The sequence below is a fragment of the Intestinimonas butyriciproducens genome, from assembly GCF_004154955.1.
GTDB classification, from domain to species: Bacteria; Bacillota; Clostridia; order Oscillospirales; family Oscillospiraceae; genus Intestinimonas; species Intestinimonas butyriciproducens.
Genome location: NZ_CP011524.1, coordinates 168,058 through 189,368, shown reverse-complemented (window position 1 = coordinate 189,368; position 21,311 = coordinate 168,058). Strand labels below are relative to the sequence as shown.

Annotated in this window: 23 protein-coding genes; 10 read left to right on the top strand and 13 right to left on the bottom strand. The window is 62.3% G+C overall.

All coding sequences use genetic code 11. The features are described 5' to 3' along the window. Window positions 1–28: 28 nt before the first annotated feature. From rlmD to SRB521_RS00855, 9 genes are all read left to right on the top strand, one after another. The gene (gene rlmD, locus SRB521_RS00900) at window positions 29–1,375 is read left to right on the top strand and encodes a 23S rRNA (uracil(1939)-C(5))-methyltransferase RlmD (protein ID WP_116721553.1); all 1,347 of its coding nucleotides are present in this window, start codon (window positions 29–31) and stop codon (window positions 1,373–1,375) included. A gap of 329 nt (window positions 1,376–1,704) precedes the next feature. Beyond that, window positions 1,705–2,091: a DUF3783 domain-containing protein gene (locus SRB521_RS00890; RefSeq protein ID WP_052082780.1), complete on the top strand. Its 387-nt coding sequence runs from the start codon at window positions 1,705–1,707 to the stop codon at window positions 2,089–2,091. 3 nt (window positions 2,092–2,094) lie between these two features. Further along, the gene (locus tag SRB521_RS00885) at window positions 2,095–2,571 is read left to right on the top strand and encodes an LURP-one-related/scramblase family protein (protein ID WP_116721554.1); all 477 of its coding nucleotides are present in this window, start codon (window positions 2,095–2,097) and stop codon (window positions 2,569–2,571) included. Between the two features lie 19 nt (window positions 2,572–2,590). After that, window positions 2,591–3,454, top strand: coding sequence for a DMT family transporter (locus SRB521_RS00880; protein WP_165366517.1), 864 nt, complete (start codon window positions 2,591–2,593; stop codon window positions 3,452–3,454). Window positions 3,455–3,548: 94 nt separating this feature from the next. Next, entirely contained in the window at window positions 3,549–4,319 is a 771-nt protein-coding gene (locus SRB521_RS00875) for a threonine/serine exporter family protein (protein WP_075704994.1), read from the top strand. Further along, complete coding sequence (locus tag SRB521_RS00870) at window positions 4,320–4,775, top strand: threonine/serine exporter family protein (RefSeq protein WP_033118427.1); 456 nt, start codon at window positions 4,320–4,322, stop codon at window positions 4,773–4,775. It begins immediately after the preceding gene. A gap of 41 nt (window positions 4,776–4,816) precedes the next feature. Next, window positions 4,817–5,545, top strand: a complete 729-nt coding sequence (locus tag SRB521_RS00865; protein ID WP_116721556.1) for a YjjG family noncanonical pyrimidine nucleotidase — start codon at window positions 4,817–4,819, stop codon at window positions 5,543–5,545. Further along, a complete protein-coding gene (locus SRB521_RS00860; RefSeq protein WP_116721557.1) occupies window positions 5,542–6,486 on the top strand; it encodes a GDSL-type esterase/lipase family protein in 945 nt (314 codons plus the stop codon). The genes SRB521_RS00865 and SRB521_RS00860 overlap by 4 nt, the downstream gene beginning before the upstream one ends. 9 nt (window positions 6,487–6,495) lie before the next feature. Continuing rightward, window positions 6,496–6,966, top strand: coding sequence for a DUF4358 domain-containing protein (locus SRB521_RS00855; RefSeq protein ID WP_116721558.1), 471 nt, complete (start codon window positions 6,496–6,498; stop codon window positions 6,964–6,966). A 44-nt stretch (window positions 6,967–7,010) separates the two neighbouring features. On the opposite strand, the gene SRB521_RS00850 is transcribed toward SRB521_RS00855, so the two are convergent. After that, complete coding sequence (locus SRB521_RS00850; RefSeq protein ID WP_207742506.1) at window positions 7,011–7,484, bottom strand: hypothetical protein; 474 nt, start codon at window positions 7,482–7,484, stop codon at window positions 7,011–7,013. Between the two features lie 170 nt (window positions 7,485–7,654). Between SRB521_RS00850 and proS the strand changes: the two genes are divergently transcribed. Beyond that, entirely contained in the window at window positions 7,655–9,091 is a 1,437-nt protein-coding gene (proS, locus tag SRB521_RS00845; RefSeq protein WP_116721559.1) for a proline--tRNA ligase, read from the top strand. 146 nt (window positions 9,092–9,237) lie between these two features. Here proS and SRB521_RS00840 read toward each other — a convergent pair whose 3' ends face one another. The 12 genes from SRB521_RS00840 to SRB521_RS00785 form a co-directional block, all read right to left on the bottom strand. Then, window positions 9,238–9,960 carry an amino acid ABC transporter ATP-binding protein gene (locus SRB521_RS00840; protein ID WP_033118424.1) on the bottom strand — a complete coding sequence of 241 codons (723 nt, stop codon included), beginning with the start codon at window positions 9,958–9,960 and terminating at the stop codon, window positions 9,238–9,240. Further along, entirely contained in the window at window positions 9,947–10,681 is a 735-nt protein-coding gene (locus SRB521_RS00835; protein WP_116721560.1) for an amino acid ABC transporter permease, read from the bottom strand. The genes SRB521_RS00840 and SRB521_RS00835 overlap by 14 nt, the downstream gene beginning before the upstream one ends. A 79-nt stretch (window positions 10,682–10,760) precedes the next feature. After that, complete coding sequence (locus SRB521_RS00830) at window positions 10,761–11,624, bottom strand: transporter substrate-binding domain-containing protein (protein WP_058116852.1); 864 nt, start codon at window positions 11,622–11,624, stop codon at window positions 10,761–10,763. A gap of 204 nt (window positions 11,625–11,828) precedes the next feature. Further along, entirely contained in the window at window positions 11,829–13,634 is a 1,806-nt protein-coding gene (locus SRB521_RS00825) for a peptide ABC transporter substrate-binding protein (protein WP_116721561.1), read from the bottom strand. A gap of 251 nt (window positions 13,635–13,885) precedes the next feature. Next, on the bottom strand, window positions 13,886–14,962 hold the full coding sequence (locus SRB521_RS00820) for an ABC transporter ATP-binding protein (RefSeq protein ID WP_033118421.1): 1,077 nt from the start codon (window positions 14,960–14,962) through the stop codon (window positions 13,886–13,888). Continuing rightward, window positions 14,955–16,049 (bottom strand): ABC transporter ATP-binding protein, encoded by a 1,095-nt coding sequence (locus tag SRB521_RS00815; protein WP_081959924.1) that lies wholly within the window; start codon window positions 16,047–16,049, stop codon window positions 14,955–14,957. Before SRB521_RS00815 ends, SRB521_RS00820 begins: the two co-directional genes overlap by 8 nt. A gap of 18 nt (window positions 16,050–16,067) precedes the next feature. After that, window positions 16,068–17,372 (bottom strand): ABC transporter permease, encoded by a 1,305-nt coding sequence (locus tag SRB521_RS00810; RefSeq protein ID WP_033118420.1) that lies wholly within the window; start codon window positions 17,370–17,372, stop codon window positions 16,068–16,070. A gap of 2 nt (window positions 17,373–17,374) precedes the next feature. Then, on the bottom strand, window positions 17,375–18,307 hold the full coding sequence (locus SRB521_RS00805; protein ID WP_058116850.1) for an ABC transporter permease: 933 nt from the start codon (window positions 18,305–18,307) through the stop codon (window positions 17,375–17,377). A 377-nt stretch (window positions 18,308–18,684) separates the two neighbouring features. Beyond that, complete coding sequence (locus SRB521_RS00800; RefSeq protein ID WP_058116849.1) at window positions 18,685–19,560, bottom strand: GNAT family N-acetyltransferase; 876 nt, start codon at window positions 19,558–19,560, stop codon at window positions 18,685–18,687. A gap of 39 nt (window positions 19,561–19,599) precedes the next feature. Then, the gene (locus SRB521_RS00795; RefSeq protein ID WP_033118417.1) at window positions 19,600–20,511 is read right to left on the bottom strand and encodes a DUF2156 domain-containing protein; all 912 of its coding nucleotides are present in this window, start codon (window positions 20,509–20,511) and stop codon (window positions 19,600–19,602) included. An 85-nt stretch (window positions 20,512–20,596) separates the two neighbouring features. After that, entirely contained in the window at window positions 20,597–20,896 is a 300-nt protein-coding gene (locus SRB521_RS00790; RefSeq protein WP_058116848.1) for an MGMT family protein, read from the bottom strand. Window positions 20,897–21,030: 134 nt separating this feature from the next. Then, on the bottom strand, window positions 21,031–21,240 hold the full coding sequence (locus tag SRB521_RS00785) for a PspC domain-containing protein (protein ID WP_116721562.1): 210 nt from the start codon (window positions 21,238–21,240) through the stop codon (window positions 21,031–21,033). Window positions 21,241–21,311: the final 71 nt, after the last annotated feature.

The window sequence follows — 21,311 nt, the reverse complement described above, 5'->3', positions numbered from 1 at the left end:
CATTCCACAAAAGAGAGGTAGTTTCCCTATGCCGAAGAAAAATGATATCGTCCGCCTGACCATCGAACGCTGCGGTCTGGCGGGCGAGGGGATCTCCCGCCTGGACGGACAGGTGGTCTTTGTCTCCGGCGGCATTCCCGGCGAGGTCTGCGACGTGCAGCTTCTCAAGGTGGGCAAAACCGCCATCTGGGGCAGGGTCCACGCTCTGGTGGATGGCTCTCCGGCGCGCGTGGCCGCCGACTGCCCCTATTACCCCAAGTGCGGCGGCTGCCAGTTCCGCCACATGCGCTACTCCGCCGAGCTGGAGGCCAAACGCCGGCGGGTGGAGGACGCGCTCCGGCGCATCGGGGGCGTAGACCTCCCGGTTTCCGAAATATTAGGCGCGGAAAATACGCTCCGCTACCGGAACAAGGTCCAGCTTCCCGTGGCCCCAGGCCCCAGGATCGGCTTCTTCCGTGCCCGGAGCCACGACGTGGTCAACGTGGAGGACTGCCTGCTCCAGCCGGAGACCGCTTCCGCCCTCCGCCGGGCCGTTCTGGCCTGGATGCTGGAGTGGGGTGTGCCCGCCTATGAGGAAGAAACCCATACCGGCCTGCTCCGTCACCTCTATCTCCGCTTCTCCCGGACGCAGGTCCTGTGCTGCCTGGTGGTCAACAGCGCCAAACCCCTCCCCGGGGAGGAGGCGCTGGTCTCGGCCCTCCGCGCCGCCGCGCCGGGGCTGGCCGGCGTGGCGGTATCGGTCAATCAGGAGCGGACCAATGTGGTGCTGGGGCGGGAGCTGCGGTCCCTCTGGGGCCATCCCTGGCTGGACGACACCCTCTGCGGCCTCACCTTCCGCATCTCGGTCCCCTCCTTCTACCAGGTGAATCGGGACCAGGCAGAGGTCCTCTATGAACAGGCCCTGGCGTTTGCCGGACTCACCGGGCACGAGCTGGTGCTGGACCTCTACTGCGGTATCGGTACCATCTCTCTGGTCATGGCCCGGCGCGCGGGCAAGGTCATCGGTGCGGAGATCGTTCCCTCCGCCGTCACCGACGCCAAGGCCAACGCCGCCCGGAACGGCATCACCAATGCGGATTTTCTCTGCGGCGACGCGGGCACGGCGGCCCAGCACCTGGCCATGCAGGGGCTCCGCCCCGACGTGATCTGTGTGGACCCGCCCCGCAAAGGCCTCTCCGCCGAAGTCTGCGACGCCATCGCCGATATGACCCCCGCCCGGGTGGTCTATGTCTCCTGTGACCCGGCGACCCTGGCCCGGGACGTCCGCCGTCTGCATGAGTCGGGCTACCGACCGGAAAAGGCCGTGGCCGTGGACATGTTTCCCCGGACCGCCCATGTGGAGACGGTGCTGCTGCTGCAAAGAGAAGTCGGGTAGGGCGTCTCGAAATCCAGGTGCTCCTCCCATCGTGCAGCATTTGCCGCCGTGGGAGAGCAGCTCCGCAACAAACAGAGATAAAATTGGAACGAAGGCCCCTCCCATGAAAAGATTTGAATACAAAGTCATTCCCATTGCGACCTCTTTGGCGATGCGCACAAAGCAGTTTGAAAAAAATAGCGCAGGAGTTTGAAGTGTCTTTGAATCAATTGGGGCCTGAGGGCTGGGAGCTTGTCCAGCGGATCGACGGCTACTTTTTCTCCAAGCGCGAGCTCTCTTAGTCCCGATTGATCCCGGAGCTGATTTGTATTTTACAGGGAGGTATTTCTATGGAACTGGTTCTCTATTATCATCCCCTTCCTCTGGCCGATCCATCCCAGCTTCGTTCTATCCTGGCAGCCCATGGAGCGGAGCTGCGGGTGGTGTCTCACCCGCAGCTCTGCCGGCCGCTGGGTGAGCTGGCCGGACTCTCCGGGCTGTCTGTCCCCCCCTCCGCGAGGGAGTATCCCCGTCCGGCGGAGCCGGTCATGGTCTTCTGCGGCTTTTCCCGGGAGCGATTGGATACGGTGCTGGACGCTTTCAAGGCGTGTGGAGCCCCCGCCGCCCTAAAAGCAGTCCTCACCGCCACCAATCAGAGCTGGAGCCTGTCCCGCCTGGCGGATGAGCTCCAGGCAGAGCGTGCGGAGATCGCCCGCTCCCTTCAAGGGGGGAAGTGAGCCATGCGTCTCCTCTTCAAACAGCGCTTTCTCTCTTGGTTTGACAGCTATGACATCTACGACGAGGGCGGGAACACTGTCTTCACCGTGGAGGGCAAGCTCTCCTGGGGCCACCGGCTGGAGATCCACGACGCCCAGGGCGCCTATTTGGGCCGCGTCCAGGAAGAGGTGCTCACCCTCCTGCCCCGTTTTGCCCTCTATGTGGGGAAAAACTATCTGGGACAGATCAAAAAGGAGTTCACCTTCTTTCAGCCCGTCTTTACCCTGGACTGCAATGACTGGGTGGTAAACGGCGACTGGCTGGAGTGGGACTACTCCGTCACCGACGGGGCCGGTGTGGAAATCATGCGCTGCTCCAAAGAACTTTTTCACTGGACGGACGTCTATACTTTGGATATACCGGAGCCCCGGAATGCTCTGCTGTCCCTCATGATCGTCCTGGCCATCGACGCCGCCAAGTGCTCCTCCGGAAATGGCTGACCCCGGCCCGAAAAGGGGGATGGTTTTCTCCGCCGCCTCCGCCGTGCTCTTCGGCGTCACACCCGCGGTGGCCAGCCGGATCTATTCCATGGGCGGCAATGCCGTTACCCTCACCTTTTATCGGAACCTGATGGCGGTGCCGGTGCTGTTGGCGCTTCTGGGGCTGGAGGGGGTTTCCCTGCGCCTCACTCGGCGGGAGGCGGGCTTGCTCCTGCTGATGGGAGCGGGCTTTCGGGTCACCACCACCCTTATGCTCTACCAGTCCTATCTATATATCCCCACCGGTATGGCGACCACCCTCCATTTTCTCTATCCGGCCCTTACTGCCCTGCTGTGCCGTGCGCGCTTCCGGGAGCGCCTGGGTCCATGGAAGCTGTTCGCTCTGGGTCTCTCCGGGCTGGGCGCCCTCTGCCTTTTGGAGCTGGGCGCCGGAACAGATCCAAGGGGAGTCCTCCTGGCCTCCTCCTCAGCTTTGACCTACGCATGCTATCTCATCGGCCTTGACAAAACGGCGCTGCGGGATATGCACCCGCACAAGGCGGCATGCTATATGGGGCTTCTCAATGCCGCAGCCATGCTGGCGGTGGGCCTTCCCACCCACCAGCTCCGGCTCGCGCTGCCTCCAGCCGCCCTGGGTCTCTCCTTTCTGCTGGCCGTCTCCACCTCCTTTCTGGCCGTGTCTCTGCTCCAGCGGGGCATCCGCCTCCTGGGCGCCAGCTCGGCAGCCCTCTTCTCCATGCTTGAGCCTATCACCAGCGTAGCGGTGGGCTGCCTGGCCCTCGCCGAATCGGTCTCCCGCCGTTCCCTGCTGGGCTGCGCCCTCATTCTGGCGGGCGTTGCCCTCACCGCCCTGGCCGGCCAACGGCAGGCCGTGGAAAAATGACCGCTTTTCAGGTCCTTCCCGCTTGCATCCACGGGACAAATGAGATATCCTATTGAATTGCACCGAAACAGCCCACTTGGAGAGGAGGGCGCTCTTGGATTACGACAAGCTGCTGACCCTGAGCGGTGAGCTGGGCTATCACCTGCTCCTGAGCGGGGCTGAGATCTACCGGGTGGAGGAGTCGGTCCGCTACCTGCTGCAGGCCTATGGCGCGGGTCCCGGGGAGGTCTTTGCCATTCCCAACTGTATCATCGTGGGTATTTCCTCACCGGGGCAGAAGCCCCTCACCCGGATGCGCCGGGTGGGCCCTCACGGCACCAACGTGCGCAAGATCGAGGCGCTCAACGCGCTGTGCCGCTGCCTTTGCGCCGAGACCCCGGATCTGGACCAGGCCTGGGAGGCGCTCCAGACCGCCGCGGCGGACCAGACGTATTTTTCCACCCCCCAGCAGCTCTCGGCCTATTTTCTCGGCACCGCCGCCTTCTGTCTCTTTTTTGGCGGGACCCTGGCCGATGCTGCGGCCAGCGGCCTCTGCGGCGTGGCCATCGGCATTTCGCTCATCTTTATGAGCCGGCTGGGCACCAACCTTTTTTTCAAAACCATTGCCGGCGGATTTGTCAGCGCCCTGGCGGCAGTGGTCCTGGTGGCGCTGGGACTGGGAACCCACACCAACCTCATCATCATCGGCGCCATTATGGCCCTGGCCCCCGGTGTGGTCATCACCAATTTTATGCGTGACATCATGGCGGGGGATATGCTCTCCGGCCTCTCCAAGTTTGCCGAGGCGCTGCTCACCGGCGCGGGCATCGCGCTGGGCACCGGACTGGCGCTGAGCCTTGCCCGCATGCTGGGAGGTGCCGCCTGAATGCCGTTTCTGGATTGGTTCCTCCCCTGTTTCTACGCCTTTGCCGCCTGTCTGGGCTTCTGCGTTCCCTTTAACATCCGGGGCCTGGGCGCGGTCATCTGCTCTCTGGGCGGCGGTCTCGCGTGGCTGGTCTATCTGATCGCCGGCCCCCTCACGGGCTATCACGACCTGATGCAGTATTTCTGGGCCGCCGTCTTTCTCTCGGCCTATTCCGAGGGGATGGCCCGGGTCCGCAAGTGCCCCGTCACCGGCTATATGCTGGTGGCCTTTCTCCCCCTGGTCCCCGGCGCCGGCATCTACAACATGATGGAGTACGCCCTCAACGGCGACACCGAGCGTTTCCTCAGCACAGGAATGCATACGCTGAGCATTGCGGGCGCCTTGGCGGTGGGGGTGCTGGTGGTCTCCTCCCTGATGCGCATGTACACCGCCCTGCGCCGCAGGCGGAGGATATAGCGCTTGTATGTCGGACGCAATTCTTTTCTCAGGAGGTCGCTATGCCCCGCTATGACATCGTCTTTTTAGATGCCGACAACACACTCTTCGACTTCGACGCCGCCGAGCACGCCGCTCTGCGGCTGGTCCTGGAGGAGCGCGGCTACCCCGCCACGCCGGAAACCGAAGCGCTGTACCTGGGCTTCAACCGGGACCTCTGGTCCGCCTTTGACCGCGGCGAGGTCACTCAGGAATTTCTGCTGGTGGAGCGCTTTCGCCTGCTCACCCGGGTCCTGGGCGGTACGGACGATCCGGCTGCCTTCAACCGGGACTACCTGTCCCACATGGCGGCTTGCAGCCGTCTCCTGCCTGGGGCCGAAGCGCTGTGCCGGGACCTGGTCCGGGGCGGGTGCCGGCTGGCGCTGGCCACCAACGGGGTGGCCCGGGTCCAGCACACCCGGCTGGCGGCTTCCCCGCTCTCTCCCTGGCTGGAGGGGGTATACATCTCGGAGGAACTGGGCGCGCAGAAGCCCCAGAGGGCCTTTTTTGACCGCGCCTTTGCCGGGATGGGGGTGCGGGACAAGTCCCGCGCCGTCATGGTGGGGGACGGCCTCCAGTCCGACATCAAGGGCGGCATTGCCGCCGGGATCGACACCATCTGGTACAATCCCGGCGGTCTGCCCCCCGCGCCGGACGCGTTTCCCACCTATACCGCCGCCGACTACGGCGACGTCCGCCGCCTGATCCTGGGCGGATCGAGACAGACGAGAGAGGAGCACCTGAACCCATGACAGAGCAGAAGGACGGAAAGCGCGTCCTGGAGAAAAACGACAATGGGACCCTGGGCCACCGCAGACGGCTGCTGCTGGCCGCGGTGTTCCTGTGCGCCGGGGTGCTGGGTGCCCTCTCCCTGGGGGCCCTGGCCCAGCAGCCCGGTCCGTCCGCTGCGGTCTCCGCCCCGACGGACGCCGTGCTCCCGCCTTCCACAGCGTCCGCCATCCCCTCCGCAGCGCCGGAGCCCACTCCTGTGCCGGCCCCGGCGCTGGATTTCTCCCTCCCCGCCCCGGAGACCGGCGCGGTGGAGGACGACTGGTTTTCCGACGCCGTCTTTCTCGGGGATTCCCGCTCCGACGGTCTTCGGCTCTACAGCGGCATCCGCGGCGCGGACTTTCTGGCCTATAAGTCCCTCATGGTCTTTCAGGTCACCGGCACCGGCGGCGTGGACGCCAAGGCCATTCCCAAGAACGGGGTGGGCGACAAAAAAACGGCGCTGGCATGGCTGGAGGAAAAACAGTACGGCAAGGTCTATGTCATGTTCGGCATCAATGAGCTGGGCTACGGCGACGACCAGGCTTTCCAGGATGCCTTCGCCCTTCTGATCGACGAGATCCGCGTCCGGCAGCCGGAGGCTGTGATCTACATACAGTCCCTGATCCCGGTGGAGCCGGAAAAGGCCCACCAGATGAACCCGGCCGCCTGGCTCAACAATGAAAATGTGGCCAACTACAATGAGATCCTCCGCCGAGTCTGTGCGGACAAGCGCGCCGTCTACGTAGACGTCCAGTCCGTGATGGCGGATGACAGCGGCACACTCCCCGCCGAGAGCACCACCGACGGCATCCACTTCACCCGGAGTTGGTACGAAAAGTGGTATGGATACCTCAAAACCCACACCGTGGACCCGGAGGCCTATCGGGCCGGCCAGGGGCAGGCGGAGGGGACGGAAGCATAAGGAGTATCTATGATGAAAAAACTGTTTTCTCTCTGCGCGGCACTGGCGTTCACCCTGATCCTGGCCGCCTGTTCCGGCGGCGGGGCGCCCGCCGGGGCATACGACCCCGATGCCACCGCCCAGGCCCTGCTGGACTCCGGCGCCTTTTCCGAGACCCTGGAGGCGCTGGACGCCGATCTGATCTCCAGCCTCTATGGCCTGGAGTCCCAGCCGGAAGCGGCTGCGGTCTATACCTCCACCGGTGCCACCGCGGAGGAGATCGCCGTGCTGGTCTTTTCCACACAGGAGGAGGCTGCCAACGCCCGTAAGGCCCTGGAAGCCCGGGTATCCGACCAGAAGGACGCCTGCGAGGGGTACCTCCCCTCTGAGCTTCCCAAGCTGGAGCAGGCCATTGTGAAGGAATCCGGCAGCTCCGTCCTGCTTGTGGTGGCCAACGACAGCCAGGCGGCCCAGGCCGCCCTGGACGGCCTGGCGCAATAGACGTGCAGAGAGGGAGGAGCGCCAAGCTCCTCCCTCTCTGCACGCTATTCCAGCCTCTCCGGCGGTACATCCATCAGAAGCAGCGCCCCCACGGCGCACAGCCAGGGCAGGGGGGAGCGCCCCGGCGGAAAGGGGAGCACCAGCTCCTGCCGCTCCACCACGGCGCCGGATACGGTGACGATGTCCCGCTGAATCGCCACACAGATCTGATCCCCCTCCAGGCTGGAGAGGGTCAGCGTATCCCGTGCCGAGGTCCCATAGCTCACGGCCCTCTCTGTCCGCAGGACCCGTGCAAGGGGCCCCGCGGCACCGCTCAGGAGCACGGTCCCAGCGTGGATCTGTCCGGCCCCCGCCCATCCCACCGCCTCCGGTGAGATCACCAGCAGGTCCAGCTCCCCTGAAAAGTCCGCCGGATGGGCCCCTGCCTCCAGGACGGGCGGTTCCGCCCCCGCCGCCCGCAGACCTTCCAGTATGACCTCCCGCAGGCCCTCGTTCCGCTCCCAGATCCCGATACGCATCTCCCGCACCCCCTTACAGAGACAGTTTGCGGCTTTTGATGCAAAATATACGGGTCGGCGGGCGGCCGTTTGATCCCAAGAGGAGGAAGATCGGCCCCCATACTTGACTTTTCACCCGTTTCCTCATACAATAAGCGGTGAATTTGATTCGTAAAGGATTGAGATAGACTATGGCAGACAAGAAGCAGGTGGAGCAGATCACGGATATGGAAGTGGACTTCGCCAAATGGTACACCGACGTGTGCACCAAGGCCGAGCTCATCGACTACTCCAGCATCAAGGGCATGTTCATCTACCGCCCCTATGGCTATGCCATCTGGGAAAACATCCAGCGCCTCATGGATGCGGAGTTCAAAAAAACCGGCCACGAAAACGTGTATCTGCCCATGCTCATCCCCGAGTCCCTCTTGCAGAAAGAGAAAGACCATGTGGAGGGCTTTGCCCCGGAGTGCGCCTGGGTCACCCACGGCGGCAGCGAAAAGCTGGAGGAGCGCTACTGTATCCGCCCCACTTCCGAGACGCTCTTCTGTGAGCACTACAAGAACATCATTCACTCCCATCGCGACCTGCCCAAGCTCTACAACCAGTGGTGCAGCGTGCTCCGCTGGGAAAAGACCTCCCGCCCCTTCCTGCGCCACCGGGAATTTCTCTGGCAGGAGGGCCACACCATGCACGCCACGGAAGACGAAGCCCGGGAGGAGACCCAGCGGATGCTGGGCGTCTATGCCGACTTTATGGAGAACGTGCTGGCCATGCCCGTGGTCAGGGGCCGGAAGACTGAAAAGGAGAAGTTCAACGGCGCGGAGGAGACCTACACGGTGGAGTGCATGATGCACGACCGCAAGGCCCTCCAGGCGGGCACCAGCCACTATTTCGGCGACGGCTTTGCCCGCGCCTTCGACATCACCTTCACCGGCAGAGACAACCAGCTCCACTATCCCCACCAGACCTCCTGGGGCGTCAGCACCCGCATGATCGGCGGCATCATCATGACCCACGGCGACAACAACGGTCTGGTGCTGCCCCCCCGCATCGCCCCCATCCAGGCGGTGGTCATTCCTGTGGCCCAGCACAAGCCCGGCGTACTAGACCATGCCGCCACCCTTCTGGCGCGCCTTCAGGCCGCCGGTATCCGCGCCAGGATGGACGACTCCGAGCAGTCCATGGGCTGGAAGGCCGCCGAGTACGAGATGAAAGGCGTGCCCCTCCGGGTGGAGATCGGCCCCAAGGATATCGAGAAGGACCAGTGCGTCATCGCCCGCCGGGACAGCGGCGAAAAGGTCTTCGTCCCTCTCGGCCAGTTGGAGGACAAAGTCCGGGAACTGCTGGACGCCGTCCACGACGGGCTCTACGCCCGCGCCAAGCGGAACCTGGAGGAGAACACCTACGCCTGCGCCTCCCTGGAAGAGGTCAAGGAGAAGATGGCCCAGCGCGGCGGCTTTGCCAAGACCATGTGGTGCGGCGATCTGGAGTGCGAGCTGCGCATGAAGGAGGAGGCCGGGGTCTCCTCCCGGTGCATCCCCTTCGAGCAGGAACACCTGGGAGACACCTGCGCCATCTGTGGCAAGCCCGCCAAGCATATGATCTACTGGGGCGTGGCGTATTAAACCGGATGGAGCCGTTAAAAAGCGCGGAGGCGATCGCCTCCGCGCTTTCCATTTGTCGAAAAATCTTCCGTCCCATACTGAATGACGGTACGAATCAGGCAGGGGAGCTCGAGGGGCGGCGCCCATCTCGAATGGGACCGGCCGCCTTACAGCACCTTCGACAGGAAGTCGATGGTCCGCTGCTCTTTGGGGCCGGCAAAGAAGGCATGGGGTTCGTTTTCCTCCACGATCTTCCCACCATCCATGAAGATGACCCGGGAACCCACCTCCCGGGCAAAGCCCATCTCATGGGTGACCACCACCATGGTCATACCCTCCCGGGCCAGCTCCTTCATCACGTCCAGCACCTCGCCCACCATCTCGGGGTCCAGGGCGGAGGTGGGCTCGTCAAAAAGCATCAGCTTGGGCTTCATCGCCAAGGCCCGGACGATGGCGATGCGCTGCTTCTGTCCGCCGGAGAGCTGCGCGGGGTAGGAATCGGCCTTTTCGGTAAGGCCCACCCGCTCCAGGAGCTTGGCGGCCTCGGCGTCTGCCTCCTCCTGCTTCATGAGTCCCGTGCGCACCGGTGCCAGGGTGATGTTCCGGCGGATGGTCATGTTGGGAAAGAGGTTGAAGTGCTGGAAGACCATGCCCATCTGCCGCCGGATGGCGTCAATGTCCACCTTGGGGTCGGTGATGACGACGCCGTCGAAGGTGATCGTGCCGGCGGTAGGCTGCTCCAGCAGGTTCAGACACCGCAAGAAGGTGGACTTTCCGGAGCCGGAAGGGCCGATGACCACCACTTTCTCCCCCGGGGAGATGTGCTGGTCGATGTTGTCCAGCACCAGATGGTCGCCGAAGGATTTTGAGAGCCCTTTAACGTCGATCACTTTGACGCAGCCTCCTTTCCAGCTTGCTCTGGAGCCAGGTCAGGACAATCACCACCACCAGATACATCACCGCAATGCCAATCAGGGGTGGCATATAGTCGAAGGTCCTGCCGCCGATGGTGCTGGCGTAGTAGAGCAGCTCTGTGCCGCCGATGGCCTGCACCAGAGAGGTGTCTTTAAACAGCGTGATAAACTCGTTGCCCAAGGAAGGCAGGATGTTCTTGAACGCCTGGGGGACCACGATGAAGCGCATGGTGTCCACGTAGTTCATTCCCAGGGAGCGGCTGGCCTCGGACTGGCCGACGTCCACGCTCATCAAGCCTCCCCGGACGATCTCCGCTACATAGGCCCCCGAGTTGACCCCTAGTCCGATGAAGCCGATCAGGACTTTATTCCGGACCGAGGGGAAGATGACGAAGGTCCAGATGAACAGCTGGACCAGCATGGGGGTGCCCCGGATGACGGTGGTGTAAATCTGACAGATCCCATTTAAAAGCCCCAGCAGGGGATTTTTCCGCCGGTCCACCCGCTGCTGATCATGGGCCGTGCGGATCACGGCCACGATCAGCCCCAGGACCAAGCCGAAGCACAGGGCGACCACGGTCATCTCCAGGGTCAGGCCCAACCCTTTCAGGTAGAGTTTCCAGCGGTCCCCCTCCACAAACGCCGTGTAGACCCGTGGGCCGATCCTGTCCAGCCAGTCTATCGCCCCTTGGAACATAGGCCCCTCTCCTTTCTGTGTCTGGTGCAGGGAAAAGGGCGGCCTTTGAAGGCCGCCCTTTTCCTTACTGAAATGGCTGTTACTCGGCGGTGATGTACTTGTCCACGATGGTCTGGAAGGTGCCGTCCGCCTTCAACTCGTCCATGGCGGCGTTGACGGCCTCCAGCAGCCCGGTGTTGCCCTTCTGGAGCGCGATGGCATAGTCCTCCACGGCAAACTCCGTGTCCAGGATCTTCAGGCTGGGGTTGGCGGCCACGTAGGCCTTGGCGGGTTCGTTATCGATGACTACGGCATCCACCTGACCGTTCACCAGAGCCTGAACGGCCACAGCGCCAGTTTCATAGGCGGTGACATGGTCCTCGCCATAGCCGCCGTTCTCCGGGGTGTCGGAGCAGTAGATGTAGCCGGTGGTGGCCTTCTGGCAGCCGATCATATCAGCGTTGGCCAGATCGTCCACTGTCTCAATGGGAGAGTCCTCCTTGACGATGACCACCTGGATACCGGTGGCGTAGGACTCAGAAAAGTCCATGACCTCCTGGCGCTCCTCGGTGACGGTGATACCCGCCATGGCGATGTCGCTCTGGCCGGTCTGGACGGCGGTGAGGGCGGCGTCAAAGCCCATATCATCCACCACCAGCTCCAGGCCCAGCTTCTCGGCGATGGCACCGGCCACCTCCACGTCGATGCCCTCGAAGCCGCCGGCATCGGTGGTCATTTCATAGGGAGGAAAGGCGGCGTTGGTGGACATATGGAGCTTGCCCTCCTCCACGGTGGTGAATCCAGCAGGGGCGGTGGTATCCGCGGGCGCGGCGGTATCAGTAGGCGCTGTGGTGTCGGCCGGTGCGGGGGTGGCGGCGCTGTTCCCACCGGAGCAGGCGGTCAGCAGGCTGAGGCTCAGCACGGCGGCGAGGCCGAGGCAGAGCATGTTCTTCTGATGTTTCATTCCATTTCTCTCCTCTTTGACCATTTGGTCTTTTGTGCGTATGATTATACATCTGATTCTTAAAAAATGCAAGCCTTTTTCCGGCTCTTCCCGGTTTTTATGCACATTATATAGGATATAAATGAATGACCTCCCACACTGGTCAGATTCCATAAAAGAAAGGGCCGCACCGTGCAGGTGCGGCCCTTTCCTCATTTCTGCTAATCAGCCTTTGGTGCAGTTATCAAAGAAGAAGTAGCCCAGGGGCGTATAATACATGCCGTTGATGTCGGAGTTGAGCATATACTTCTGGGTGTAGAAGTAGATGGGACCCAGAGCCCAGTCCTGACCTATAATGATATCCTCGGCGCGGTGCATGGCGTCCATGCGGACCTGCGCGTCGGAGCTGGCCTTGGCCTCGGCAATAGCGGCGTCATAGTCGGCGCTGGAATACTGGGCGTCGTTGTTGCCGCCGCCGGTGAGCCACATATCCAGGAAGGAGATGGGGTCGTTGTAGTCGGCGATCCAGCCGTTGCGGGCGATCTGATACTGGCCCTGCTTACGGGTCTCCAGGAACACGGACCAGTCCTGGTTCTCCAGCTTCACGGTGACGCCCAGGGCGGTCTGCCACTGGCTCTGGAGGGCCTCGCCGATGGCCTTGTGGTTGTCGGAGGTGTTGTAGAGGTAGGTGACGGTGGGGAAACCCTCGCCGTTGGGATACCCGGCGTCGGCCAGGAGCTGACGGGCCTCCTCACAGTTCTTCTCATACTGCTCGGAGGTGGTGGGGGCGGTCCAGTAGTCGCCGCCCACGGCGCGGAAGTCGGGATCACCGGTCACATCGCCCACGCCGGAGGGCACAAAGCCAGTGGCCGGGACCTGGCCGGTCTGGGTCACGTTGTCCACGATATACTGGCTGTCGATGGCCAGGGTAAAGGCCTTGCGCACACGCCAGTCGTCAAAGGGGGCGGCGGTGACGTTGTAGCAGACATAGTAGGTGCCGATATAGGGCACGATGTTCAGCTTTCCGTCGTTGAGGAGGGTGGGGATCTCATCCACGGGCACGTCCTCAGTAAAGTCCAGCTCGCCGGAGTTGAAGGCGGACAGCATGGCGTTGGCGTCGTCCATCAGCATGAAGGTGAGGGTGTCGGGGCCCTTGTCGGCGGAATAGCCGTAGTACTCGGTGTTCTTCTCCATGACGATGCGGGCATTGTGCTGCCAATCGGTCATCTTATAGACGCCGTTGCCGATATAGGTGGACACGTCATGGGTCCAGCCGTCGGGATTGGCGGAGACGATGTCCTCGCGGACGGGCAGGGTGGCGGGGAAGGCGCAGACCTCCAGGAAGTAGGGACAGTCATAGGTCAGCTCGACCACAAAGGTCTTGTCGTCGGGAGCGGAGACGCCCAGCGTGGTGGGATCGGCGTGATCCATGATCTCGACCTGCTCCTCCTCGCCGGTGTCCGCGTTGACCTTGGTCTCGAACTGGCCGGTGGGAGTGCCGGTGTTGACCAGATCATAGCCCTTGACCATATCGATCATGTAGCAGTAGTCGGCGGCGGTGGCGGGGGTGGCCAAGCGCTGCCAGGCATATACAAAGTCGCCGGCGGTGACGGGCTGGCCGTCGGACCACTTGATGCCGTCGCGGAGATGGAAGGTATAGGTAACGGTGCCGTCGTCATTGACCACCTTGTCATAGGTCTCGGCCTGGCCGGGGACCAGCTCGGCCAGGTTGGCGCCCTGAGCGCCCTCCACGGCCTCGCCGCTGTCGGACCATTTCATCAGGCCCTCGAACACATGCTGGGTCATGATGCCGCCGTCCACGGCGGAGTTCAGCGCGGGGTCGATGGTCTGAGGCTCGGAAGCGATGCAGACGCTCATGTTGAAGCCGGCGCTGGGGGCGGAAGTATCCCCAGGAGCAGTGGTGTCGCCGGGAGCAGGGGTGGTGGCGTTACCGCCGCCGCCGCAGCCGGCCAGCAGCCCGAGAGACATCACGCCGGCCAGAGACAGAGCAAGAAGCTTTTTGCCGTTCATTTCATTACCTCCTGAAATATTTTGTATCATCTGTGTCCCGCACGCGGGACCGGATACCAACAGACATTATGTCCCCAAGTCGGGGACATAAAACGGCGCATGCGCCGTTCCCGGTTGGAAGAAAAAGTATCCTCCGCCGTATGCTGCATTATACCATCCCTGTGGTATATTTGTAAAGCAAATGTTTCAAAAGTGTTAAATATCTGAATTCGCCCTGCCGCCGGGAGCGTTTTGCGGAGGGCCCGGAATACTCAGGCCCCGCTCTTTTCCAGCAGGTGACAGGCCGCCCAGTGGCCGGGTGCGTATTCCTTGAACGCCGGGGCCTTTTGTTTGCACGCCTCAGTGGCATAGGGGCAGCGGGTGTGGAACCGGCAGCCCGTGGGGGGATTGATGGGGGAGGGGATATCCCCTTCCAGCACGATGCGCTGGCGGGTGCGGCTCACCTCCGGATCGGGCACCGGTACAGCGGAGAGCAGCGTCTTGGTATAGGGGTGGAGCGGGTGCTTATTGAGCTCATAGCTCTCGGCCAGTTCCACCATGGTGCCCAGGTACATCACGCCGATGCGGCGGGAGATGTGCCGCACCACCGAGAGGTCGTGGGCAATGAAGAGATACGTGAGGCCCAGCTCCTGCTGCATGTCCTCCAGCATGTTGACCACCTGGGACTGGATGGACACGTCCAGCGCGGAGATCGGCTCGTCGCAGACAATAAATTCCGGCTTCACGGCCAGGGCGCGGGCAATGCCCACACGCTGCTGCTGGCCGCCGGAAAACTCGTGGGGGTAGCGGTTGGCATGCTCGGTGTTGAGGCCCACGCGGCCCAGCAGCTCCTTGATCCGGTCGGTTCGCTCCGCCTTGGAGGCGCAGAGCTTGTGGATGTCGATGGCCTCTCCGATGATCTCTCCCACGGTCATGCGGGGGTCCAGAGAGGCGGAGGGGTCCTGAAAGATGATCTGCATTTTCCGGCGGTAAGGCAGCATATCCACCGCCTTCTCCCTGGGCACCCTTTTGCGGATGAGCTCGGTCTTCTCCACCGTCGCGCCGTCCTGACCCCTGACGGTGACCGTCTTTGCCTCAAAGGGATATTCATGCTGATAGATGGGCTCCCCCCGGTATAGGATGGTGCCGGAGGTGGGCTCATGGAGACGGAGGATGGTGCGCCCCAGGGTGGTCTTGCCGCAGCCGGACTCGCCCACCAGCCCCAGGGTCTCCCCCTCGTGGATGGCAAAGGACACGTCCTCCACCGCCTGTACGCCGGGGCCCTTCTGCCCCTTGATGGGGAAATACTTGGTCAGGTGGTCCACCTGGACGAGGATATTCTCATTCATGGCTCTCCACCTCCCCGGTTCCGGTCTTTTCCCGCTCCAACTGGTCCTGTACCCGCAGCCAGCAGGCCGAGCGGTGGTCTTTGCCGATCTCCACATAGGGCGGCATCTTCTTGAGGCAGATCTTCATGGCGTGCTCACACCGGGGGGCGAAGGGGCAGCCCTCGGGCGGATTGAGCATGTCCACCGGCGTTCCCTCGATGGGGATGAGCCGCTCATGGCTCTCTGCGTCCACACGGGGCATGGAGCGCAGCAGCCCCACGGTGTAGGGGTGAGAGGGGTTATAGAAGATATCGTCCACAGGTCCCTGTTCCACCATCTTACCGGCATACATGACGCAGACCTTGTCGCAGATCTCGGCCACCACGCCCAGATTGTGGGTAATAAAGATGATGCCCATATGCGTCTTTTTCTGGAGGTCCTTCATGAGCTCCAGGATCTGGGCCTGGATGGTCACATCCAGGGCGGTGGTGGGCTCGTCCGCGATGAGCAGCTTGGGGTGACAGATGAGGCCCATGGCGATCATGACGCGCTGGCGCATGCCGCCGGAGAACTCGTGGGGATACTGCTTCATCCGTTTCTCCACATTGTTGATGCCCACCAGCTCCAGCATCTCCATGGCGCGTTTGGCGGCGTCCTCCTTGGAAATGGACTTGTCGTGGGCCTTCAGGGCCTCAATGAGCTGGTTGCCCACCGTGTAGACGGGGTTGAGGCAGGTCATGGGGTTCTGGAAAATCATGGCCACCTTGTTTCCCCGGAAGTCGGTCATCTGATCCTTGGTAAAGGCCAGCACGTCCTCGCCCTCAAAGGTAATGGACCCGCCGATGACCTTGCCGGGGGACTGCAAAAGCCCGATGACCGAATAGGCCTCCACGCTCTTGCCGGAGCCGGACTCGCCCACGATGCCCATGACCTCGCCGTAGTTGACGCTGTAAGAAATGCCGCCCACCGCCTTGACCTCACCGGCCGGGGTGAAGAAGGAGACGTGGAGGTCCTTCACTTCCAGCAGCTTTCCACCCGCATCGTCGGCGGCGTGCGTCTCGGTGTGGAGCCGCTCGTCGTGCTGCTTTACGGTTTCATTCTGTGTCATATGCTGTCTCCTCCTTTCTTATTTCTTTAGCTTCGGGTCCAGGGCGTCCCGGAGCCCGTCGCCCACCAGGTTGAAGGACAGGATCATAATGCTCAGGATCAGCGCGGGGAAGAGCAGGCGGTAGGGATAGGTGGTCATGCCGCCCAGGGCCTCGGAGGCCATGGAGCCCAGGCTGGTCATAGGCGTGGACACGCCCACGCCCAGGAAGGAGAGGAAGGACTCCAGGAAGATGGCGGAGGGGATCTGGAGGCAGGTGGTGACCACGATCTGCCCAATGCAGTTGGGCAGCAGATGCTTTTTGATGATGCGGGGGCCGGAGGCGCCCAGGGCCCGGGCGGCGGTGACGTACTCCTGCTGCTTGAGCTGAAGGATCTGGCCGCGGATGATGCGGGACATGGTGACCCAGTACAAAAGGCCGAAGGCGATGAACATGGAGATGAGGTTGGCGCCCAATACGTTGGCCATATCCGCGATGAAGCCCGAATGTGAGTTTACATAACTCGTCAACGCGTCACCGATGACGGTGGCGATGAGGAGGATGACCAGCACCTCGGGGATGGAGTAGATGATCTCAACGATGCGCTGCATGACGGCGTCCACCTTGCCGCCCAGATAGCCGGAGATGGAGCCGTACAGGGCGCCGATGACCAGCACAAGCAGGGCGGCGGACAGGCCCACCACCATGGACACCCGGGTGCCGATCATGACCCGGACCATGATGTCGCGTCCGAACTTGTCCGTGCCAAAGACGTGAGGAAACACGCTCTCCCCCGCGGCCTTGCGCTGGAGCTCGGCGTTGGAGTAGCCAAACAGGCGGGCCCTGATGCCCAACTCCTTGCGGAGCTCATCGGTGTCCGCGCCGCCGCTGGCCTTGGCCGCGGCCATGATCTTGGCCTTATCCACCGGCCCCAGGGTCTTGCCCTGGGCGGCGGCCTCCTCCTGGGCCTTGGCCCAGGCCTCCTCGGGCGTCATCTGGGCCGCGGCCAGCTTCTCCTGGTCCTCCAAAGTGTAGTGCCAGGGGTGCAGGTTCTCGGAGCCCGCGATGAACTGGTCGTAGCCATAGGGCACGATGACCGGGCCCAGGAACGCGAAGAGGGCCACCAGGATCAGAATGACCAGCGCCACCATGGCCACGGTATTTTTGCGGAACCGTCGTCCCGCGTCCTTCCAGAAGGACACGCTCTCCCGGTCCTGGATGAAATTTTCCTTCTCCTGCGAGGAGGCGGGTGCAAAATCGGCGTTGGTCAGCTCGCTCCAGGAGATCACATCCTCCACATCGAGCTGGAGGGAGCCGAATTTGGCCTTTTTCATTTTGTCTGCCATGCTCAGCTCTCCTTTCCGAGGGTGATGCGGGGATCGACCACTTTATAGAGGATGTCCACCAGCAGGTTCATAATGATGATGAAGGAGGCCAGGAAGATGGTGGTGCCCATGATGACCGGGTAGTCCCGGTTGGACACGGACTGGACGAAATAACGGCCCAGCCCGCCGATGGTAAAGACCTTTTCCACCACAAAGCCCCCGCACAGCGTAAAGGCCACCTGGGGCCCCAGATAGGTAAGAACAGGGATCAGGGCGTTCCGGAGGGCGTGCTTGAAGATGATCTTCCCCGTCTTGAGCCCCTTGGCCCGGGCCGTCTTGATATACTCCTGATTGATGGCGTCCAGCATGGCGGCCCTGGACTGGCGCGCGATATAGCACATGGGGTAGAAGCCCAGGGAGAAGCAGGGCAGCACATAGCTGCGGGGCGAACCGTCGAAAATACTTGGGAACCAGCCCACCACGCCGCCGCAGAATACGATCAGCAGCAGGCTCGCCACCACGAAGGAGGGCATGGAGATACCCACGGTACAGACCACCCGCAGCGTGCTGTCCGTGGCGGTGCCCCGGTTATAGGCCGCCAGACATCCCAGCGGGACGCCCACCAGCACCGCCCAGAGGAGGGCAAACGCGCCGATCTTGGCGGAGACGGGGAACATCTCCTTGATGATGCTGATCACCGGGTAGTTCTTCTGCATCTTGACGGAGACGCCGAGATCCCCCCGGAGGAGATTGCCCATATACTTGAAATACTGGACGCTCAGCGGCTGATCCAGACCGTACTTCTCATTCAGGGCGTCCAGCACCGACTGCGGCGGCGTCTTTTCACTCACAAAGGGGTTGCCTGGGACCGCCTTCATCAGGAAAAATGTCAGCGTGGCCACGAGGAAAATCGTAAAGAGTGCCATCAGCACACGCTTAAGGACATACTTTGCCATTTCTTCACTTCCCACTTTTCTATTGCATATTTCTGTATCCAAAATCAGGGAAACTCCCCATACACAGGTCTTATTATTTTATACTATAAACTTTTGTCCGTCAAGGGAAATACGCCTTCAAATTGATGGAATCTCCTTCAAATCCTGCAAATGTCTTTTCCAGAAGGACGAAATAGCTGCATTTTGTCCATGAAAATTTCCTGTCACGGAGCAAAAATGAATTGCATCATGCATAGAAATTCAAAACCGCCGGCGGCGGGGCAAATCCCCGGCCGCCGGCGGCCACAGTCTTGCCTAGAGCTTGCCTGAAAATGGTCCCTGCACTTGGGGCTTTTTCCACTTTCGGTCAAGGTCTAGTATTCTCTTTTTCAGCCTCTTTAGTCGAACCCCAGGCCCATATAGCCCCGGCGGTATTCCCGCCATTCCCGTTCCAGGGCGGCGTCGTACCATTTTACCATGGCAAAGGCCTGCAGATAGCTCCCGGACACGCCGTCCCAGAAGGGCGGCGTGCGCAGATGATAGCGCACGGCGGGCATCTCCGCGCCGATCAGCGCGGCCGCCCCGGCCATCCCAGGCTGGGGAATGAGCAACTCCTTCACCATGACGGTGTCGTCATCCAGATACTCGGTGCAGGCCAGCCCCTCGCTCCCGGCCACCCGCAGGCGGAACAGCGCTCCGTTGGCCATGTGGGAGAGCCCCTCCTGATAGGCCACGAGGGAGTCGCTGTAGACGACATGCAGCGTCTCGGCCAGCAGTTCTTCCCGCAGGCGGTTGTACGTCTCCGGGTCCACCCGCTCCAGCGTGTCGCCCGCCGCCGGAACGCCCACCATGCTGCGCAGCAGCTCCACCTTCCGGGTGGAAAAACATTCAGAAAAACCGGTGGTGCCAAAAAATTTATGCAGGGAGACCTCCGCGGGGACAATGGTGACGCAGTCGGCCCCCCGCTCCTTTAAATAAAAGTCCACATAGCTGAGGATGTATCGGCCAAAGCCCTTTTTTCGGGCGTCCGGGTGGGTGGCCAGGGCATAGATATAGGCGGAGCTGGCCTTTCTCCCGCCGGGCAGGGCGAGGGCCACCGGAAACAGCGCCACCATCGTGTAGACGACTCCGTCCTCCAGCAGGACCAGCACCTGGCTCTCCTCTCCATGGGCGAAAAAATAGTCGATATAGTCGTCCTCATCGCCGAAAGCCAGCTTCCACAGCTCCTTTTGGCGGAGGAGCTCATCCGGCTTGGCGGGGCGGATCTCGATCATGGGGTCACACTCCTCTCGGGAACGGACGGTGTCCGTCGGTCATTCTTTCGTGGCGAAGTACTTCTCCACCATCAGGTCCGGATAATAGGAGCCCTTGGCTTTCCGCAGGCCCTCCACGCCCATGTCGTCCTCCCGGTTGAGGTATTTGATCTCCGGGTGGCGTGCCCGCACCTGCCGGGCAAACTCCCGGTTGATCATGGCGTAGGCCCCCTGGAGCTCTCCGTATGCCTTTTCAAAGTGGACGTCAAAGGTGTCGGCGCAGAGCATGTCCCCCATGGTAAAGGCCACTACCTCGCCGTAGACCCGGATGAGTCCTCCCTCCAGGCCCAGCTCGTGGTAGTGCTCCATGGCCAGGCGGAGGGCGCGGCCCTCATCGCCCAGGTCCCGCTCCTCCGCAAGGCCCTCCCGCACCATGCTGCGGCGGTACCACTCCTTGTCCATCTCCAGGCACGCGGGGAGGGTCTCAGGCGTGATCTCCTCGTAGGTCCAACTGGGGTTGTTCTCCATAAAACGGTTGATGTGGTTGCGCTTGGCGTGGAGCTTCTTGCCGGTGAGGTCGGCCAGGCGGTCGATCTCATAGAGGTAGTCAAAGCCGTCCCGGTCGGCCTCAAAGTGGAATTCACCGGGAAAAAGGGCCTCCATCTCCTCCACCTGGCGGGGGGTGAGGCAGACCATGCGGAAGGGCTTGTCCCGCTCGGCCGCGTCCCGCTCCATGGCCCGGATGACCGGGGCCACATCGCCCTGGCCGGCGGGGTAGATATAGGAGCACCCCAGCGAGCCGCACAGATGGGTCACCAGGAAGCCGTCCACCCGGGCGATACGCTGGTCATAGGCGGGGCTCCATGCGTAGAGGTTGGTAAAGTTATACTCACAGCCCCGGTAATTGGCCTGCCGCAGCAGGTCGTCCACCCAGGGCTTGTCGGACAGACGGGGGAGTTGAAAATCAATCATGGGCGTCAAAATCTCCTTGGTTGGAATTGCCTGTGCCAGAAGTGTACCACGGCGCGGAGAAACGCGCAAGGGTTTGACGGGGATTTTACCGCCCGTCCCAGCGGCACCGGGACAAATCCACCCTCCCGTCCGGAGTAAAGGGCACCCCCTCCGCCTCCAGCAGGGCCCGCTGCACGCCGGGGCCGAAGGCGTGCTCCCGGATGGTCCCGTCCCTGGCCATGACCCGGTGGCAGGGCACGGCGGGATCGGTGCAGGCGGCCATGGCGTATCCCACGGCCCGGGCGGCCCGCGGGCTACCCGTCATCAGGGCGATCTGGCCGTAGGTGGCCGCCCTGCCCCTGGGGATTCGCCGGGCGATCTCATACACCCTGTCATAATAGCTCACCGGCCCTCACCCCCTCGTTTTTTCTTCAGTATACCACACTTTAGGTCCGTGCAGACATCCTTCCGGATAAAAACCCGCCGCAGAGCAGAAGATCGGGGGGCGCCGCAGCGGCGCCCCCCGATCTCTTCCCCGGCTCAGTAGCCCGGATATGCCTCGCTTTTCTTGGGCAGGATGATGGCGGCGGCGATATAGAGCCAGATGCCCACCGTGCCCGCAAAGCAGAAGATCACCCACAGCAGGCGGATGATGCCCGGGTCCAGATTGAAATATTCGGCGATGCCGCCGCACACGCCGGCCAGCATGGCGCCATGCTCCACGCGACAGAGCTTTTTGGGTTCGTTCATGACAACCGCTCCTTTTTTCTATGTCTGAGGATAGTATACGGCGCAAGGATTAAAATAACCCTTGCGCCGAG

Bases quoted from the DNA above. Each gene is read 5' to 3' on its own strand.
- SRB521_RS00830 (WP_058116852.1), bottom strand. From the start codon at position 11,624: ATGAAACATCAGAAGAACATGCTCTGCCTCGGCCTCGCCGCCGTGCTG.
- SRB521_RS00810 (WP_033118420.1), bottom strand. From the start codon at position 17,372: ATGGCAGACAAAATGAAAAAGGCCAAATTCGGCTCCCTCCAGCTCGAT.
- SRB521_RS00805 (WP_058116850.1), bottom strand. From the start codon at position 18,307: ATGGCAAAGTATGTCCTTAAGCGTGTGCTGATGGCACTCTTTACGATT.
- SRB521_RS00820 (WP_033118421.1), bottom strand. From the start codon at position 14,962: ATGAATGAGAATATCCTCGTCCAGGTGGACCACCTGACCAAGTATTTC.
- proS (WP_116721559.1), top strand. From the start codon at position 7,655: ATGGCAGACAAGAAGCAGGTGGAGCAGATCACGGATATGGAAGTGGAC.
- SRB521_RS00880 (WP_165366517.1), top strand. From the start codon at position 2,591: ATGGTTTTCTCCGCCGCCTCCGCCGTGCTCTTCGGCGTCACACCCGCG.
- SRB521_RS00800 (WP_058116849.1), bottom strand. From the start codon at position 19,560: ATGATCGAGATCCGCCCCGCCAAGCCGGATGAGCTCCTCCGCCAAAAG.
- SRB521_RS00870 (WP_033118427.1), top strand. From the start codon at position 4,320: ATGCCGTTTCTGGATTGGTTCCTCCCCTGTTTCTACGCCTTTGCCGCC.
- SRB521_RS00795 (WP_033118417.1), bottom strand. From the start codon at position 20,511: ATGATTGATTTTCAACTCCCCCGTCTGTCCGACAAGCCCTGGGTGGAC.
- rlmD (WP_116721553.1), top strand. From the start codon at position 29: ATGCCGAAGAAAAATGATATCGTCCGCCTGACCATCGAACGCTGCGGT.
- SRB521_RS00785 (WP_116721562.1), bottom strand. From the start codon at position 21,240: ATGAACGAACCCAAAAAGCTCTGTCGCGTGGAGCATGGCGCCATGCTG.
- SRB521_RS00825 (WP_116721561.1), bottom strand. From the start codon at position 13,634: ATGAACGGCAAAAAGCTTCTTGCTCTGTCTCTGGCCGGCGTGATGTCT.
- SRB521_RS00865 (WP_116721556.1), top strand. From the start codon at position 4,817: ATGCCCCGCTATGACATCGTCTTTTTAGATGCCGACAACACACTCTTC.
- SRB521_RS00850 (WP_207742506.1), bottom strand. From the start codon at position 7,484: ATGCGTATCGGGATCTGGGAGCGGAACGAGGGCCTGCGGGAGGTCATA.
- SRB521_RS00815 (WP_081959924.1), bottom strand. From the start codon at position 16,049: ATGACACAGAATGAAACCGTAAAGCAGCACGACGAGCGGCTCCACACC.
- SRB521_RS00885 (WP_116721554.1), top strand. From the start codon at position 2,095: ATGCGTCTCCTCTTCAAACAGCGCTTTCTCTCTTGGTTTGACAGCTAT.
- SRB521_RS00890 (WP_052082780.1), top strand. From the start codon at position 1,705: ATGGAACTGGTTCTCTATTATCATCCCCTTCCTCTGGCCGATCCATCC.
- SRB521_RS00835 (WP_116721560.1), bottom strand. From the start codon at position 10,681: ATGTTCCAAGGGGCGATAGACTGGCTGGACAGGATCGGCCCACGGGTC.
- SRB521_RS00860 (WP_116721557.1), top strand. From the start codon at position 5,542: ATGACAGAGCAGAAGGACGGAAAGCGCGTCCTGGAGAAAAACGACAAT.
- SRB521_RS00855 (WP_116721558.1), top strand. From the start codon at position 6,496: ATGATGAAAAAACTGTTTTCTCTCTGCGCGGCACTGGCGTTCACCCTG.